Origin of the sequence: Methylobacterium fujisawaense, assembly GCF_039619325.1 — a bacterium.
Classification (GTDB): domain Bacteria; phylum Pseudomonadota; class Alphaproteobacteria; order Rhizobiales; family Beijerinckiaceae; genus Methylobacterium; species Methylobacterium fujisawaense.
Genome location: NZ_CP155000.1, coordinates 3,906,578 through 3,920,235, shown reverse-complemented (window position 1 = coordinate 3,920,235; position 13,658 = coordinate 3,906,578). Strand labels below are relative to the sequence as shown.

General features: G+C 70.7%; 13 protein-coding genes. 8 read left to right on the top strand and 5 right to left on the bottom strand.

Annotation, left to right across the window (positions count from 1 at the left end):
• The first annotated feature begins 63 nt into the window (after positions 1 to 63).
• The 4 genes from ABC766_RS18530 to ftsH all read left to right on the top strand — a co-directional run bounded on the left by ABC766_RS18530 (position 64) and on the right by ftsH (position 6,626).
• On the top strand, positions 64 to 1,089 hold the full coding sequence (locus tag ABC766_RS18530) for an NAD-dependent epimerase/dehydratase family protein (protein WP_345819196.1): 1,026 nt from the start codon (positions 64 to 66) through the stop codon (positions 1,087 to 1,089).
• 223 nt (positions 1,090 to 1,312) lie between these two features.
• The gene (locus ABC766_RS18525; protein ID WP_345819195.1) at positions 1,313 to 2,038 is read left to right on the top strand and encodes an HAD family phosphatase; all 726 of its coding nucleotides are present in this window, start codon (positions 1,313 to 1,315) and stop codon (positions 2,036 to 2,038) included.
• Positions 2,035 to 4,326 (top strand): glycoside hydrolase family 65 protein, encoded by a 2,292-nt coding sequence (locus ABC766_RS18520; protein ID WP_345819194.1) that lies wholly within the window; start codon positions 2,035 to 2,037, stop codon positions 4,324 to 4,326. The genes ABC766_RS18525 and ABC766_RS18520 overlap by 4 nt, the downstream gene beginning before the upstream one ends.
• A gap of 401 nt (positions 4,327 to 4,727) precedes the next feature.
• Positions 4,728 to 6,626, top strand: coding sequence for an ATP-dependent zinc metalloprotease FtsH (ftsH, locus tag ABC766_RS18515; RefSeq protein ID WP_345819193.1), 1,899 nt, complete (start codon positions 4,728 to 4,730; stop codon positions 6,624 to 6,626).
• A 656-nt stretch (positions 6,627 to 7,282) separates the two neighbouring features.
• On the opposite strand, the gene ABC766_RS18510 is transcribed toward ftsH, so the two are convergent.
• Complete coding sequence (locus ABC766_RS18510; protein WP_345819192.1) at positions 7,283 to 7,684, bottom strand: EF-hand domain-containing protein; 402 nt, start codon at positions 7,682 to 7,684, stop codon at positions 7,283 to 7,285.
• A gap of 829 nt (positions 7,685 to 8,513) precedes the next feature.
• On the opposite strand from ABC766_RS18510, the gene ABC766_RS18505 reads away from it, so the two are divergent.
• On the top strand, positions 8,514 to 9,005 hold the full coding sequence (locus ABC766_RS18505) for a BA14K family protein (RefSeq protein WP_345819191.1): 492 nt from the start codon (positions 8,514 to 8,516) through the stop codon (positions 9,003 to 9,005).
• A gap of 144 nt (positions 9,006 to 9,149) precedes the next feature.
• On the opposite strand, the gene ABC766_RS18500 is transcribed toward ABC766_RS18505, so the two are convergent.
• From ABC766_RS18500 to ABC766_RS18490, 3 genes are all read right to left on the bottom strand, one after another.
• Positions 9,150 to 9,845: a VIT family protein gene (locus tag ABC766_RS18500; protein ID WP_345819190.1), complete on the bottom strand. Its 696-nt coding sequence runs from the start codon at positions 9,843 to 9,845 to the stop codon at positions 9,150 to 9,152.
• A gap of 298 nt (positions 9,846 to 10,143) precedes the next feature.
• Positions 10,144 to 10,395 carry a hypothetical protein gene (locus tag ABC766_RS18495; protein ID WP_043353668.1) on the bottom strand — a complete coding sequence of 84 codons (252 nt, stop codon included), beginning with the start codon at positions 10,393 to 10,395 and terminating at the stop codon, positions 10,144 to 10,146.
• Between the two features lie 257 nt (positions 10,396 to 10,652).
• On the bottom strand, positions 10,653 to 10,913 hold the full coding sequence (locus ABC766_RS18490; protein ID WP_043353670.1) for a hypothetical protein: 261 nt from the start codon (positions 10,911 to 10,913) through the stop codon (positions 10,653 to 10,655).
• A gap of 293 nt (positions 10,914 to 11,206) precedes the next feature.
• Between ABC766_RS18490 and ABC766_RS18485 the strand changes: the two genes are divergently transcribed.
• Both ABC766_RS18485 and ABC766_RS18480 read left to right on the top strand, forming a co-directional pair.
• Positions 11,207 to 11,458, top strand: coding sequence for a hypothetical protein (locus tag ABC766_RS18485; RefSeq protein WP_043353672.1), 252 nt, complete (start codon positions 11,207 to 11,209; stop codon positions 11,456 to 11,458).
• 105 nt (positions 11,459 to 11,563) lie between these two features.
• Entirely contained in the window at positions 11,564 to 12,139 is a 576-nt protein-coding gene (locus ABC766_RS18480; RefSeq protein ID WP_342142837.1) for a phospholipase A2 family protein, read from the top strand.
• 104 nt (positions 12,140 to 12,243) lie between these two features.
• Here ABC766_RS18480 and ABC766_RS18475 read toward each other — a convergent pair whose 3' ends face one another.
• The gene (locus ABC766_RS18475) at positions 12,244 to 12,699 is read right to left on the bottom strand and encodes a hypothetical protein (protein ID WP_342142839.1); all 456 of its coding nucleotides are present in this window, start codon (positions 12,697 to 12,699) and stop codon (positions 12,244 to 12,246) included.
• A gap of 128 nt (positions 12,700 to 12,827) precedes the next feature.
• Here ABC766_RS18475 and ABC766_RS18470 point away from each other — a divergent pair, with 128 nt between their 5' ends.
• A complete protein-coding gene (locus ABC766_RS18470; protein WP_342142841.1) occupies positions 12,828 to 13,646 on the top strand; it encodes a hypothetical protein in 819 nt (272 codons plus the stop codon).
• Positions 13,647 to 13,658 lie beyond the last annotated feature (12 nt).

Here is a 13,658-nt window from a genome sequence, read left to right as displayed (position 1 = left end):
GATCGAGATCAACGCAATAAATGAGCAGGGCATCAGCATCGCATCGAATTCCAGAGAAATCCGATGACCGCCGTCGATCTCGTTACGGGTGGATGCGGCTTTATTGGCCGCCATCTCGTCCAGTCGATCATTGCCACAGGGCGCAGCGTGCGCGTGCTCGACTGTGGCGACCCGCGTGGCCTTTCGGCTGACGCCGAGTATCGCCGCGGCTCGATTCTCGATGCCGCCGCCCTGTCGTCCGCGATGGTCGGGATCGCGCGCGTCTATCATCTGGCCGGCGACGCGCACCTGTGGGCCCCCGAGCGGGGTGCCTTGGCCCGCGTGAACGCCGAGGGCACGGAACGCCTGCTGGCCGCAGCGCCGCCTGCCGCACGGGTCGTGCATTGCTCGACCGAGGCGGTGCTGCTCACGGGATTTCGGGATGCTGCGCGGGTGCGCGACGGCGATCTCCCATCCCTGGACCGGATGGCCGGTCCCTATACACGATCGAAATGCCTGGCCGAGCAGGCGGCGTTCGCCGCCGCGCAGGCGGGCCGCGATGTCGTGATCGCGAGCCCCACGGTCCCGATCGGACCGGACGACTGGAACATGACGCCGCCCGCGGCGATGCTCGCCCTCTTCCTGACCGGGCAGACGCCGTTCTTCCTCGATTGCACGCTCAACCTCGTCGATGTCCGGGACGTGGCCGAGGGGCTGCGTCTGGTGGGGGAGAAGGGACAAGCCGGGCAGCGCTACGTGCTGGGCGGCGAGAACGTGCCGCTGCGGCAGCTCCTCTCCAGGCTGGAGCGGATGACGGGCCGACGCATGCCGTCCATGGCGTTGCCGGGCAGCCTCGCGATGGCGGTGGCCATCGTTGCCGAGTGGTTCGCCGATCACATCTTCCACCGAAGTCCGGTGGCCGTGCGCGAGGGCGTGCGCCTTGCGCTGCGTTCCACGGCGTTCGACCACAGCAAGGCGCGCCGGGAACTCGGCTACGAACCCAGACCGATCGACGAAGCACTGGCGCTGGCGGTCGCATGGCTCACCGAGCGGTCCGTCCCGCGCGCGGATGTGGCCGCATCGGCCCGCAGCACCGGCTTTGCGTCCTGATCGGCCCGATGCCGTCGAGCGGGGTGTCGCCGGCAGGCGGGCTGCCGGACGCGCATCGGTCGCCGGAGAGGCTCGAGGCCGGCCCAGCCCGCACGTCACTGGCGCTCCTGACAATCGGCGGCCGGATGCTCTCCCGCGCCGACGCCAGGTCGGTTGTGGTCTTCGGCGCGACCGGGAGATGGCTGATCCGCAGGACGCGCCACTCGGCCGGGGGAGCGACGGGATGAGGCCTCCACCGATCACGCGCCGCCCGCGCGCCCCCGCCTTCATCTTCGACGTCGACGGCGTCCTGCTGGCGTCCCCGCATGAACGTGCCTGGCGCGAGGCGCTCGCCGGCTTCGCGGATCCCCGGCCCTTCACCACCGCCCTGTATCAGGCGCAGGTCGCCGGAAAGGCCCGGATCGACGGCGCCCGCGCGGCCCTCGCCGCGCTGGGTCTACCGGATACCGACCGCCTCGTGTCGGCCTACGCCGATGCGAAACAGCGCTGTCTCGAGCGGATCGTTGCGGCCGAGGGCGTGACGGCCTTTCCGGACGCCCTCCGCTTCGTCCGGGCCCTCGCCGACCGGGGCTGGCCCCTGGCGGCGGCCTCGTCCTCGAAGAACGCGGAGGCCATGATGCGCGCGGTGCCGCTGAGCCCGGACCGGACGCTGCTCGACGCGTTCGCGGCCCGCATCTGCGGCCGCGCCCTGCGCCACGGCAAGCCGGCCCCCGAGATCTTTCTGCTGGCCGCCGCCGAATTGCGGGTCGTCCCGGCCCGCTGTTTTGTAGCCGAGGACGCCCCCGTGGGCATCCGGGCCGCCAAGGCCGGCGGCATGACGGCCATCGGCATCGCCCGCCTCGGCGACGCCGACGGATTGCGGGCAGCGGGGGCCGACCGGGTGGTCACGAGTTTCGACGAGATCTGCATCGCGCATATCGCGCCGCCGTCTTCGGGAGATGCCGCATGAGCGTGGCCGACACCTTGGCCGAAGACATGATCGCTGGAGGCGATCCGTCCTGGCTGCTGCGCGAGACCGGATACGAATTGCTGCGGGAGAGCACCTTCGAAACCCGCTTCGCCCTCAGCAACGGCTTTCTCGGCGTGCGGGGCGGGCTGGCTTCCCATCTCGGCGCCTGCCGGGCTGTTCCGCCGCGGATCTACGTCGCCGGATTGTTCGACACGCCGACGCCCGACAGCGTGGTTCCGGAACTGGTGCCGGCCCCCGACTGGACGCAGGTCCGCATCCTCCTGCCGGACGGCCCGCTCATGCGCTGCCCGGACCGGTCCTCGCGGGCTCTGACCCTGGACATGCGACGGGGGGCCCTGTTCATGGAGGCCCGCCAGACCTGCAACGCCCCGCTCGATGTCTGCCTGCGCTCCCTGCGGCTGGTGTCGCTGCACGCGCGTGCGATCGGCATGCAGGTGATCGAGCTTCGGATCGAGAGCGGGGTCAGCGACCTCACCTTCGAGGCCGCGTTCGGGCCCACGGATTTCGAACTCGCGCCGGAACGGGCGGAACTCGACCTGAAGGCGTGGCGCACCTGGCGATCCGGCCGGAGCCTCGCCATCGCGGCGGCGGCCTCCCTGGAGGTCGACGGGATCGAGCGCCAGCCCGTGATGCGGGGCGACCTGACCTGGAACTGGAGCTGGACCGCCCAGCCGGGCCAGATCGTGACCTTCCGGCGCATCATCGCGGTGACCCGCCACCACGCCACCGACGTCCATGCGGGCGCCCGGGCCCGCAAGGAACTGGCCGCCGCGCGCACGCTCGGCTGGCGCGGCATCCTCGCCCGCCACGAGGCGGCCTGGGCCGAGCGCTGGCGCTGCAGCGACATCCGGGTGACCGGTGACGATGCCGCCCAGGCCGCCCTGCGCTTCGCCATCTACCACCTGAACGGGGCGGCGAATCCGGAGGACCCGCACGTCTCCGTCGCAGCCCGCGCCCTCACGGGGGACGATTACCGCGGCCACGTCTTCTGGGACACCGAGATCTTTCTCGTGCCCTTCTACGCGCTGACCTGGCCGGAGGCCGCGCGCACCCTCCTGATGTACCGCTTCCGCACCCTGGACGCGGCCCGCGCCAAGGCCGCGCAGATGGGCGGTCGGGGCGCCCTCTACGCCTGGGAATCGGCCGATAGCGGGTCGGAGGTCACGCCCGCCCAGACGGTCGGCCCGGACCGCAAGATCCTGGACGTCCTCTGCGGCAGCCAGGAGCAGCATATCAGCGCCGACGTGGCCTATGCGGTGTGGCAATACTGGCAGGCGACCGAGGACGAAGCCTTCCTGCAGGAGGCTGGGGCTGAGATCATCCTGGAGACGGCCCGGTTCTGGACCTGGCGTGCGGCGCTGGAGGCGGACGGCCGGCGTCACATCCGCACGGTCATCGGGCCGGACGAGTATCACGAGGGCGTGGACGACAACGCCTTCACCAATGGGATGGCCCGGTGGACCATCGCGCGCGGCTTCGACGTCGCCGCCCTCGTGCAGGCCCGCTGGCCGGAGACGTGGGCGCGCCTCGCGCGGAGTCTGGACCTCGGCGAGCCGGAACTGGCGCACTGGCGTGAGGCGGCGGAGGCCATCGCCACCGGCTTCGATCCGGCCACGGGGCTGTTCGAGCAGTTCGCGGGCTTCTCGGCTTTGGAGACGGTCGATTTGAACGCCTATGCCGGGCGCTCGGTGCCGATGGATGTCGTGCTGGGGCGCGAGCGGACGCAGCGGGCGCAGGTCATCAAGCAGGCCGACGTCGTCGCGCTCCTGGCCCTCCTGCCCGAGGCCTTTCCGGGCGCGAGCGGCGGAACCAACTTCGACCATTACGAGCCCCGATGCGGGCACGGGAGCTCCCTGAGCCGGGCCATGCACGGCCTCGCGGCCGCGCGGCTGGGGCGTGCCGAGGCAGCGCTGAGCTACTTCCGCCGAAGCGCGGCAATCGATCTCGCCGACACCCATGTGGCGATCGGCGGCGGCATCCACGTCGCGGCCCTCGGCGGGGTTTGGATGATAGCGATCCTCGGCTTCGCCGGGTTGTCGCTGCGGGCTGACGGGCTCGCTTTCGATCCGTGCCTGCCGGCCGACTGGCAGAGCCTCGACTTCAGGGTCCGGTGGCGCGGGCGGGACCTGGCCGTGGCCATAGACGGGACGACCCGTGTGCTGCGTGTCGCCCTCGACCGGGGGGCTCCCATGACGGTCTTCGCCGGAGGCGCCGCCTTCGTCATCGCGATGGACCGGCCCCTGACGGTCGAGGGCGTCGGCGGATGAGACCGTCGTCCTGGAGCGGGCGGCGGATCTCGGTTGCGGGACCGGGACCGCCCGCCCTCTCCCCTCCGTAAGCGATCCCCGCCGCGACGCACGCCGAGGGGCCATCCCCGGGATGTTGATCGGCAATGGGTTCGGCGCCGATCCGGCCAGCAAAGCACGGTCGCCCGTCACAGGCGGCAGCCGCCCCCCATGCCGGTCCGCATGGGGCGACCGGAGGTTCGCTGCGGCGTCATGCGGAGCCGCGTTCGACCGCGGCTCCGAACAGGCTGCGCGTTCAGCCCGCTCGACCGACGGATGTCGCCACCCCGCGCGGCGGTCGCAGACGGGCCGAGACATTTGAGCTGGCGCAAAGCGACGAGCGGCCGAACGGCGCACTTCCCGAGGCGACGTGGGAGGCGCTCATGGACCCGAGTCAGCGCAAGTTGAGCTGGGCGCTCTGGTCCGTGGCGGCGGCCTCCTTCGGCGTCCTGCTCGTCCACGATCTCTGGGTCGGCTTCAGCCAGACGGACGCGATCCCCTACAGTCAGTTCGAGCAATTGGTCGCCCAGGGAAAGATTGCCGAGGCGACCGTCGGCACCGACCGGATTGCGGCCACGCTGAAGGAGCCGGCGGACAACGGCCACCGGTACGTGGTGGCGACGCGCGTCGATCCAGCCCTCGCCGACAGGCTTTCAGCCAAGGGCGTGGTGGTCAAGGGAGCCCCATCCACGGGCTTCATGACGGGCCTCCTCTCCTGGATCCTGCCTGCCTTCGCCGTCTATTTTCTGTGGCGCGCCCTCTTCAGCCGCGTGTCCGGGCGGAGCGGCCTCGGCGGCCTCATGGCCATCAGCAAATCGAAGGCCAAGGTCTATGTCGAGACCGACACGAAGGTGACGTTCAAGGACGTGGCCGGCGTCGACGAGGCCAAGGCCGAATTGCAGGAGACGGTCGCCTTCCTCAAGGATCCCAAGTCCTTCGGGCGGCTCGGGGCGCGGTCACCGAAGGGCATCCTGCTCGTCGGGCCGCCGGGCACCGGCAAGACGCTGCTCGCGCGCGCCGTCGCCGGCGAGGCCGGCGTGCCGTTCTTTTCGATCTCGGGGGCCGAATTCATCGAGATGTTCGTCGGCGTCGGCGCCGCCCGGGTGCGAGACCTGTTCGAGCAGGCCCGCGAGGCCGCGCCCGCCATCATCTTCATCGACGAACTGGACTCCCTCGGCCGCAGCCGCAGCGGCACGCAGATCCTGGGGGGCCACGACGAGCGGGAGCAGACCGTCAACCAGCTCCTCGCGGAACTCGACGGGTTCGACCCGACCACCGGCGTGATCCTTCTCGCTGCGACGAACCGGCCGGAGGTCCTCGATCCGGCGCTCCTCCGGCCCGGCCGTTTCGACCGGCAGGTGCTCGTCGACCGCCCCGACCGGAAGGGCCGTGTCGAGATCCTGAAGGTGCATGTCGGCAAGGTCCGGCTCGCCGGGGAGCTCGACCTGGACGAGGTGGCGGGCATCACGCCCGGATTCACCGGCGCCGACCTCGCCAATCTCGTCAACGAGGCCGCCATCGTGGCGACTCGGCGCGGCGGCGCGGACGTCACCTATGCCGACTTCACGGCCGCCATGGAGCGGATCGTGGCCGGGCTTGAGAAGCGCAGCCGCGTGCTTGGGCCGGAGGAGCGCAGGCGCGTGGCGTTCCACGAGATGGGACACGCCCTCGTTGCCGCGAGCCTGCCGGGTGTCGATCCGGTCCTGAAGGTCTCGATCATCCCGCGCGGCGTCGGGGCGCTCGGCTACACGATCCAGCGTCCCACCGAGGACAGGTTCCTGATCACGGCGAGCGCGCTGCGGAACCGGATCGCGGTCCTGCTCGGCGGCCGTGCGGCCGAGGCGCTGGTCTTCGACGGGAATGTCTCGACCGGTGCCGCGGACGACCTGCAGCGCGCGACCCAGATCGCGCTGGAGATGGTGACCCGGCACGGGATGACACCGGAGGTCGGCCAGCGCACCTATCTGCCACCCGCGAACCCGTTCCTGTCCGAGATCGGCAGCGACCGGCCGAACGCGTCCGACCTGACGGCTCGCGAGATCGACGTTGCCGGCCGGGACATCGTGGCGGGGGCATTCGAGACGGCGACAGAGATCCTGAGACGGCGGCGGCAGGATCTGGAGGGCGGGGCCGCGCTCCTCCTCGACGTGGAAACGGTGACGGCGGCGGAGTTTCCCGCGCTCAGGCCGGGCCCGGAACGAGGTCCGTCTCCCGAGCCCGAGCGGCGGCGCGCGCCGGTCGTCCGGCTGCCGGTCGATGCGAAGCAGGGCACCGACCGATGAAGCCGGCGGCCATCCGGGCCGACTGCGCGGCCGGCAGGACCGGAAGGCCGTCTGGGGCGGATCCTGGCCTTGGCGACCTGATCGTCCGTGAGGCGAACGCGCCTGGCCCGTTCCGGCTCTGGAACAGCCGCCGGCGTCACCCCCGGGCCCGCGATCCTGGGCGGGTGCCGCGCACCGGTCAGCAGGGCCCGCAGCGCGTCGGGGGCGGCGGGCCACCCCGTCGCGACGAGGAAGCCGCCGACGACGGCCACCGGCACGATGAGGAGATGCTTGAGCATATCTGTGTCATGGGCGGCGGACCACGCGCGCGTGGTCCCGGAGGCGCTGTTCGAGGCGGGGTCACCGGGACGGCGGATCGACCCGCCGGCGGGCGCGGCGAAGGCCGGGTGCCGGTCACACGGGTGGCGTCGGGCTCGCCGAACGGCGTGGCCATGGCGGCGGCGCCCCATCTGCGGTCGGCCTCCGATCCGCACCTCATCGCGCGCCCGCACCCCGACCCTTCGCCCGTGGAAGGCGCCGGGTGCGCCGGCACGCTCATGCCTCATGGGATCGCCGACCCGCCTCATCGCCGGCCCAAGGCCGGGCTGGGTGGAGGACGACGTGGCGGCTGCGCGGGCTGGTCCCGCCCGGTCTCTGCGGCTTGCTGTGAGCTTCGACTACCGATCCGAGAAGAATTTCCGAAGCTCCTCGGGGGTCACCTTTCCATCCTTGTTGGCGTCGACCGCGTTGAAGAGACGCTTATGGATAGCCGTCACATCGTCGAACGAGAGAGAACCGTCCCCGTCCGTATCCGCAATCGCGAACATCATCCGCATTCGGAGGCCGCCGGCCATCATCCCGTCCATCATGTGGTCCATCATGCCACACATGCCGCCATGGCCCAGTCCTCCCATGCCGCTCATCATGCCCCGCCCCATCATGCTGGGTCGATTGGGCGGGGAGGCTGGGTCCGGCGTGTTCTCCGGGCCCGTTGATGTCTGAGCACCTGCGCTGGACAGCGAGCCGGCCGCGAGGAGTGTGGTGAGGGCCGTCACCTGCACCAGTGTCGCCAGCGTCATGAAACCCTCCCCAGCGAGAGATGTCCCTCGTCACGCGCAATGTCGCCAGCGATGCAGTCGGCCGTGGGCGCAACCGAATTCAGGTTACCGGCCCCGAGGGGTTACACATTGATGTTGATCAACCGCTCAGGACCTCAGGATCGGCGTTCGATCTGAGGCATGCCATTCCGTCGGCATCTCCGAGTCCTGAGCGCCGGATGCGCCCCGGCCATCGAAGTCCCTCGCGGGGCCCGCTGGGGGTGTCACCGATACCCGGTTGGGGTGTGATGGCGAGACCGGCGGTGCAGGCGCGCATGACGGCACGCGTCGTGGCGGATGCGCCCGTCCTGGCGATCCGGCGCAGGGGCAGACCCGCTCCGCTGCTGCCGCTCCGCCCCCCGCGCTTCGACAAAGCGGCCGGGCGGCACGCGACGCTCGGCTCCCGCAGGCCCGGTGGAGTTCGAGAACCGGCCCGAACCCGCTGAGTGTGGCGTCCACCGTGCCGGCAGCAATCCGCGCGTTCGCAACGGACTCGGGAACAGCATTGGTCAAGCCAAAGCCGCGAGTCGCCGCATGCAGCGCCGGGCCTGCAAGTCTGCGTTGCGGGGCAGCACGGTCTCGGCCTGTCAATGCGGGGCGCGAGCGCAGGAACTCGGTCACGCTCGGAGTGGTCCGATCAGCCTCATTCGTGGAACGGACTGCTTGGCGGGAGAAATATACAACTATCATTTATTCTAGGATGGCCATGAATTGCGCTGCATCAAAGACATAGGCTCTCAAGACAGCGAGCGTCCGTGCTCACCATCGAATCCGGCGTTGCGGGATCAACGGGTGGCAAGGGAGAACGGCCATGAACAAGATGCTTCTCGCCGCAGCCGGGATGATCGGGGCGCTCGCGATGATCCCGGCGGCAGCCGATGCGCGGGGCAGTTTCCGCGGCGGCGGCTTCCACGGTGCCGGTGGGTTCCGGGCCGGTGGAGCCCGCGTCGGGGCAGGCGGTTTCAGAGGCGGCGGATACCATGGCGGTGCCGTTGTGGCGGGCCGTGGACACTATCCCGGCGTGCGGCCCGGCTACGGCTATGGTCGCCGCTATGGCTACGGGGCAGGCGCGGCTGCGGCGGGCGTCGGTCTTGGCTTGGCCGCGGGCGGTCTCGGCTACGGCTATCCCGGATACGACGACAACTATGCGCCGACGACCTACGCCTATCCCGAGTCTCCGACCGTGGCATCGGATCCAGCGGCGAGCGACGCGACCGCCTACTGCCAACGGCGCTTCCGGTCGTACGATCCGGCTTCGGGAACGTATCTCGGCTACGATGGCCTGCGGCGCCCGTGTCCTTAGCGTGTGAACCGCCGGGGTTTTCCGACACCGATATCGGATTCCCTCGGCGTTCCAGCCCGACGCTGCGTAACGCGCGCAACAGCAATGCCGCCCAGCGCTCCGTGATCCTTGGCTTGCGCCTCCGCCGTGTCTCCGGCCGAGCGGTCACACAACCTTGCCGACGAGATGCCCGATCCCCGCGGTGACCGCCATCGCCAGGGCCCCCCAGAACGCAACCCGCGCGGTCGCCCGCGGGATCGCTGCGCCGCCCACCTGCGCGCCCAACGCCCCGAGCACAGCGAGGAACGTCAGCGAAGCTGCGGACACCGAGACGACGAGATAGTCGGCCGGAGAGACCGCGGCCACGAGAAGGGGCATGGCCGCGCCCGCGGAGAACGTCGCCGCCGAGGTCAGCGCAGCCTGGATCGGGCGCGCCGTGGTGAACGTGGAGATGCCGAGTTCGTCCCTGGCATGGGCGCCGAGGGCGTCCCGCGCCATCAGCTGGTCGGCGACCTTCAGCGCGAGATCGTGGTCGAGGCCGCGCGAGACGTAGATCCCCGCAAGCTCCTCCCGCTCGGCCGCCGGGTCCTGTTCGAGTTCGCGCCGCTCGCGCGCGAGGTCGGCCCGCTCCGTATCGGATTGGGAGCTCACCGAGACGTACTCACCGGCCGCCATCGACATCGCGCCGGCGACGAGGCCCGCCGTACCGGCGACCAGGATATCGCTGGCGGCGGCGGCGGAGGCCGCCACGCCGACGATCAGACTGGCCGTGGATACGAGCCCATCGTTGGCGCCCAGCACCGCGGCACGCAACCAGCCGATGCGCTCGATCAGGTGGCTTTCCGCATGGCGCGCGCGCATCGGCGTCAGCCTTTCTCGGCGGGTGTGGATCTGCCGCTGCCGGGAAGTATGCGACGCAGGGCGCGCTCGTGCCAGAGGTGGCGATGCGCCGAGGCGGCTGTGGCGCGGGGAGGCCCGCTCGGGCCGGGCGTTTCCGCCGGGCCCGAGCCAGATGGAACGGCCGACCCCGCCGGCGCGAGGAGATCCGCAAGACCCGGGTCACACCCGGCGGGTCATCCCTCAGAAGCCCCGACGGTTTCGGCTGCGTGCCTGTCCCGGCAGCGCCGGGCGTGCCCGCTCGGGCTGAGCGGCCGACGGCTCAGCCGCGCTTCGCCTGCTTGAAGCTCTGTATGGCCTCCCGACAGCCGGTGGAGAGCTTCGCCATGTTCTTCTCGAAGCAGGCCTGCGTTCCGGGACCATCCTCCGGGGTCAGGTCGCCGCAGAAGGTCGTGAAGTCGCCCATGCATTGCTGCTGGAACGCCGCCTTCTCGTCGGCGGACATCGGCGCGGCCCAGACGGAGGTTGCCGCGGTGGACAGAAACAGAACGGTCGTGACCAAACGTATCGGCATGGCGATGCCCCTTCGGCTCGATGAATCCGGTCGGTAAGTCGAATGGGTCGAAAGCGGTTGCACGCCGGCGGGCCCGTCGGCGTTGGCCCGGACAGCCGGCGCCGGACGGTGCCCCGGCGGGCGTTCCGGACGGGGCCCTCAGCGGATCTGTGGCCCGGCGCGGTGCAAGGGCGACGATGACCGCACTGGAGAGCCCGACCGCCCGCGGAACTGCGCCCCGACCGGCCGACAGGGCCGGAAGGGGCGCAGCAGGTGCGTCAGCGGTGGGTTCCGGTCGAACCGGTGCCGGACGTACCGGTAGCCGTGCCGCCGGTCCGCGTGGTCGAACCGGTCGATTCCATCCCGCCGGACTTCATCTCGTGTCCGGGAGCATAGCCGGATGCGCCGGGGCTCCCCGCCCGGCTTCCGCGGTCCTGCATCTCGTGGCCGGGCGCCTTGGACGAAGCCCCCTGCTCGGCGGCCATGGCGCTGCCGCCGAGAGCGAGAGTGGCGAGAATGATGATCGGGAAGCTTCGCATTGAGCGTCTCCTGTGTTGGAGCCCCTAAACGGCAGGGTGGCCGCGACCGTTCCAGAAAAATTCGATGCCTCGAAAGTATCGCCCGATGTTCGAAGACCGGAGATATCGCCGACCTTAATACTGAAGAAATTCTTTGAGGTTGTTCCTGCCGATCTGTCGCACGTCTGGCCGGCTCAAACCGCGCAACCCAGTCGTCGCATGGGCCCATGGTGCTGCGCGGCGCGTGGAACGGATTTGCCCCGAGCGCCGTATCTGAGCCGCACCGGGACCAACCCCGCTGCGAGGGAGGCTCCATGTTTCGCACGCCAACGTTGTTCCTGCTCGGCGCACTGACCTTGGCGGGAGGCGTTCTCGGGACCTCGTCCGCCGCCCTGGCCGATCCGCCCTGGGCCCGTGGGGAACGCGGCTTCCGCCCCGGCGGCCCGCCTGCATGGGCGCCCGCACACGGGTATCGCCGCCATCGCGACATGGGCGGCTACGGCCGCAGGGATGCGCGCGTCTTCGAGGAGCGTCGCTACCGCGGGTACCGCGACGACCGCTACTAGATCCGTCTCGGGCATATCCTCGCCTCGCCGGCCCGGGCAGACCGCACCCCGCTTGGGCCGAGACACATTGCGCGCGCGCCTGCGCCATAGCCATCGGGACCGGTCATGACCCTCGTCCGTGCGATTGTCCTCGCGGTTGTCGTCCTGACCTCTCAGGGTGCGCTCGCACAGGCGCCTGTGGCGCCTCCATCCGCCGAAGACGAGGAGCCTCGCCCCGGGCCGCCCCCGCCCCTTCCGGATGTCTCCGATCCGAACGGGCGGGCCGGCGGGGCGCTGAACGAGCCCGACGAACGGTCCGATATCCCGAAGACGCTCCGCTCGTCCGGATCCAAGGCCGGCGGCCCGGCCAACGACCTGAACCCGGGCGGCCGCGCCGAGGCGCCGGCCCCGCCCAAGGGCGAGCTTGGCCAAGTCATTGCCGGCAAGGAACTGTTTCACGGCAATTATTGTGGGAAGGGGCAGCGCGGCGAGGGGTTGCCGCCGACCGACGACCTGGACGCCGCATGCATGCGCCACGATGCCTGCTATGACACGGCCGGGTACAGTTCATGCGCCTGCGACGCGACGCTGAAACGGGAGGCCTCCGTTGTCTCGGACAGCCCGAAGGTGACGCTGGAAGTCCGGCGCAGGGCCCTCAGCGTGATCGAGGCGACGGCCGCGATGGACTGCCGCGCCCCCTGATCCCGGTCGGTGGACCGGCTCCTCGGCCGGGACTTCGGAAGTCGCGCCCGTCCCGCACCGCCGCGGGACCGGCGGCGGCGCAGGCCGCGCGCCGGCAGATCACCCTACGGCCGCACATAGCTCCACCCCTGCTCCTGCCGCTCCATGATCTGCACGACACCGGAGGGTACGATCGTCGCCTGCGGCAGCAGCGGGATCGGATGCCCCTCGGCCTTCTCCATGGCGGTCTTGGTGTTGTTGCAGGCCGAGAACTGGATCTTCGACGGGAAGCCGGACTCGGCGAAATGCGCGATCCGGTCGGCCACGGTGGATTTGTCGGCCCGATACATGGCGAGGCCCGGCCCGAAGGCGACGATGTCGATCTCCACCGCCTCGTTCTTGGCGCGGTAATGATCGACCACGTTGGTGGCGTTGTTGAGCGTCAGGTTCATCGTGGCCGGGTCGGCTGTGTCCACCTGGAACACGACGCGGTGCCCCCTGCCCGTCTCGACGGCGGAGACCGGGGCGGCGGCGAGCCCGGCCAGCAGGAACAGGATCGGGCGTCGGGGGAGCTGTCGCATGGCTGATCTCCGGTCAGGGCCGGCGCCTGACGGAGCCCGTGACTTTGGCCCAGGCCCGGCGCCCGTGATAGCGAAGCCGCGGCTCCGAAGTCGATCCGGATCGGCGGTGCGATGCCGGGGAAGCGGCCGTGGCAGCGATATGGGTAACAGCCCTGGTCCGGGCGCTGACCTCGGGAACCGTCGTCGTGCTGGCCTCCGTGCTGGCGGAACTCCTCGGACCGGTCTGGGGCGCCCTCATCGTCAGCCTGCCGGTCTCGGCCGGGCCGGCCTACCTGTTCATGGCTTTGGAACACGACACCGACTTCGTCGCCGGGGCGGCCCTCAACGGCTTCGCCGCCAATGCGGCGACCGGCCTGTTCCTGACCGTCTACGCCCTGCGGGCCAGCGGCCGGGATCTGGGCTCGACCCTCGGTCCGGCGACGCTGGCATGGCTGGCGGTGGCCATCCCCGTATCCGCCGCGTCCTGGACGCCGCTGACGGCCCTCGGGCTCAACGCACTCGTCTATGGCGCGGGGGCCGTCGCGACCCGGCAGGCGGTGCGAACCTCCCTCGTCCGGAGCGCGGTCGTCGCGCGGCCGCGACCGGTGGATCTCCTGGCCCGAGCGACGGCCGTGGCCCTGTTCGTGGCGGTTGTCCTGGCTGTCAGTTCGGCCCTGGGACCGGCGCGGACCGGGGTGGTCGCCGCCTTTCCGGTCACCCTGACGAGCACCTTCGTGATCCTGCATCGCCGGATCGGCGGGGGCGCGATGGCACGCTTGGCCAGCATTGCGATCCGGGGCGTCTTCGGCTTCGGCCTGGCGCTGCTCACGCTTCACCTGACGGTCCAGGCCCTCGGTGCCGCCGCCGCCCTGTGTGCCGCCCTCCTCGTCTCATTGATCTACTCGGCCGGGCTTCTCATCCTGCAGCGCCGGCCCAGTCCGAAGGAGCCCGGCATCGTCACGCGGTGAAGCGGCGGGGCG

Coding starts and splice junctions, on each gene's coding strand:
- ABC766_RS18530 (WP_345819196.1), top strand. CDS start 64: ATGACCGCCGTCGATCTCGTTACGGGTGGATGCGGCTTTATTGGCCGC.
- ABC766_RS18525 (WP_345819195.1), top strand. CDS start 1,313: ATGAGGCCTCCACCGATCACGCGCCGCCCGCGCGCCCCCGCCTTCATC.
- ABC766_RS18520 (WP_345819194.1), top strand. CDS start 2,035: ATGAGCGTGGCCGACACCTTGGCCGAAGACATGATCGCTGGAGGCGAT.
- ftsH (WP_345819193.1), top strand. CDS start 4,728: ATGGACCCGAGTCAGCGCAAGTTGAGCTGGGCGCTCTGGTCCGTGGCG.
- ABC766_RS18510 (WP_345819192.1), bottom strand. CDS start 7,684: ATGACGCTGGCGACACTGGTGCAGGTGACGGCCCTCACCACACTCCTC.
- ABC766_RS18505 (WP_345819191.1), top strand. CDS start 8,514: ATGAACAAGATGCTTCTCGCCGCAGCCGGGATGATCGGGGCGCTCGCG.
- ABC766_RS18500 (WP_345819190.1), bottom strand. CDS start 9,845: ATGCGCGCGCGCCATGCGGAAAGCCACCTGATCGAGCGCATCGGCTGG.
- ABC766_RS18495 (WP_043353668.1), bottom strand. CDS start 10,395: ATGCCGATACGTTTGGTCACGACCGTTCTGTTTCTGTCCACCGCGGCA.
- ABC766_RS18490 (WP_043353670.1), bottom strand. CDS start 10,913: ATGCGAAGCTTCCCGATCATCATTCTCGCCACTCTCGCTCTCGGCGGC.
- ABC766_RS18485 (WP_043353672.1), top strand. CDS start 11,207: ATGTTTCGCACGCCAACGTTGTTCCTGCTCGGCGCACTGACCTTGGCG.
- ABC766_RS18480 (WP_342142837.1), top strand. CDS start 11,564: ATGACCCTCGTCCGTGCGATTGTCCTCGCGGTTGTCGTCCTGACCTCT.
- ABC766_RS18475 (WP_342142839.1), bottom strand. CDS start 12,699: ATGCGACAGCTCCCCCGACGCCCGATCCTGTTCCTGCTGGCCGGGCTC.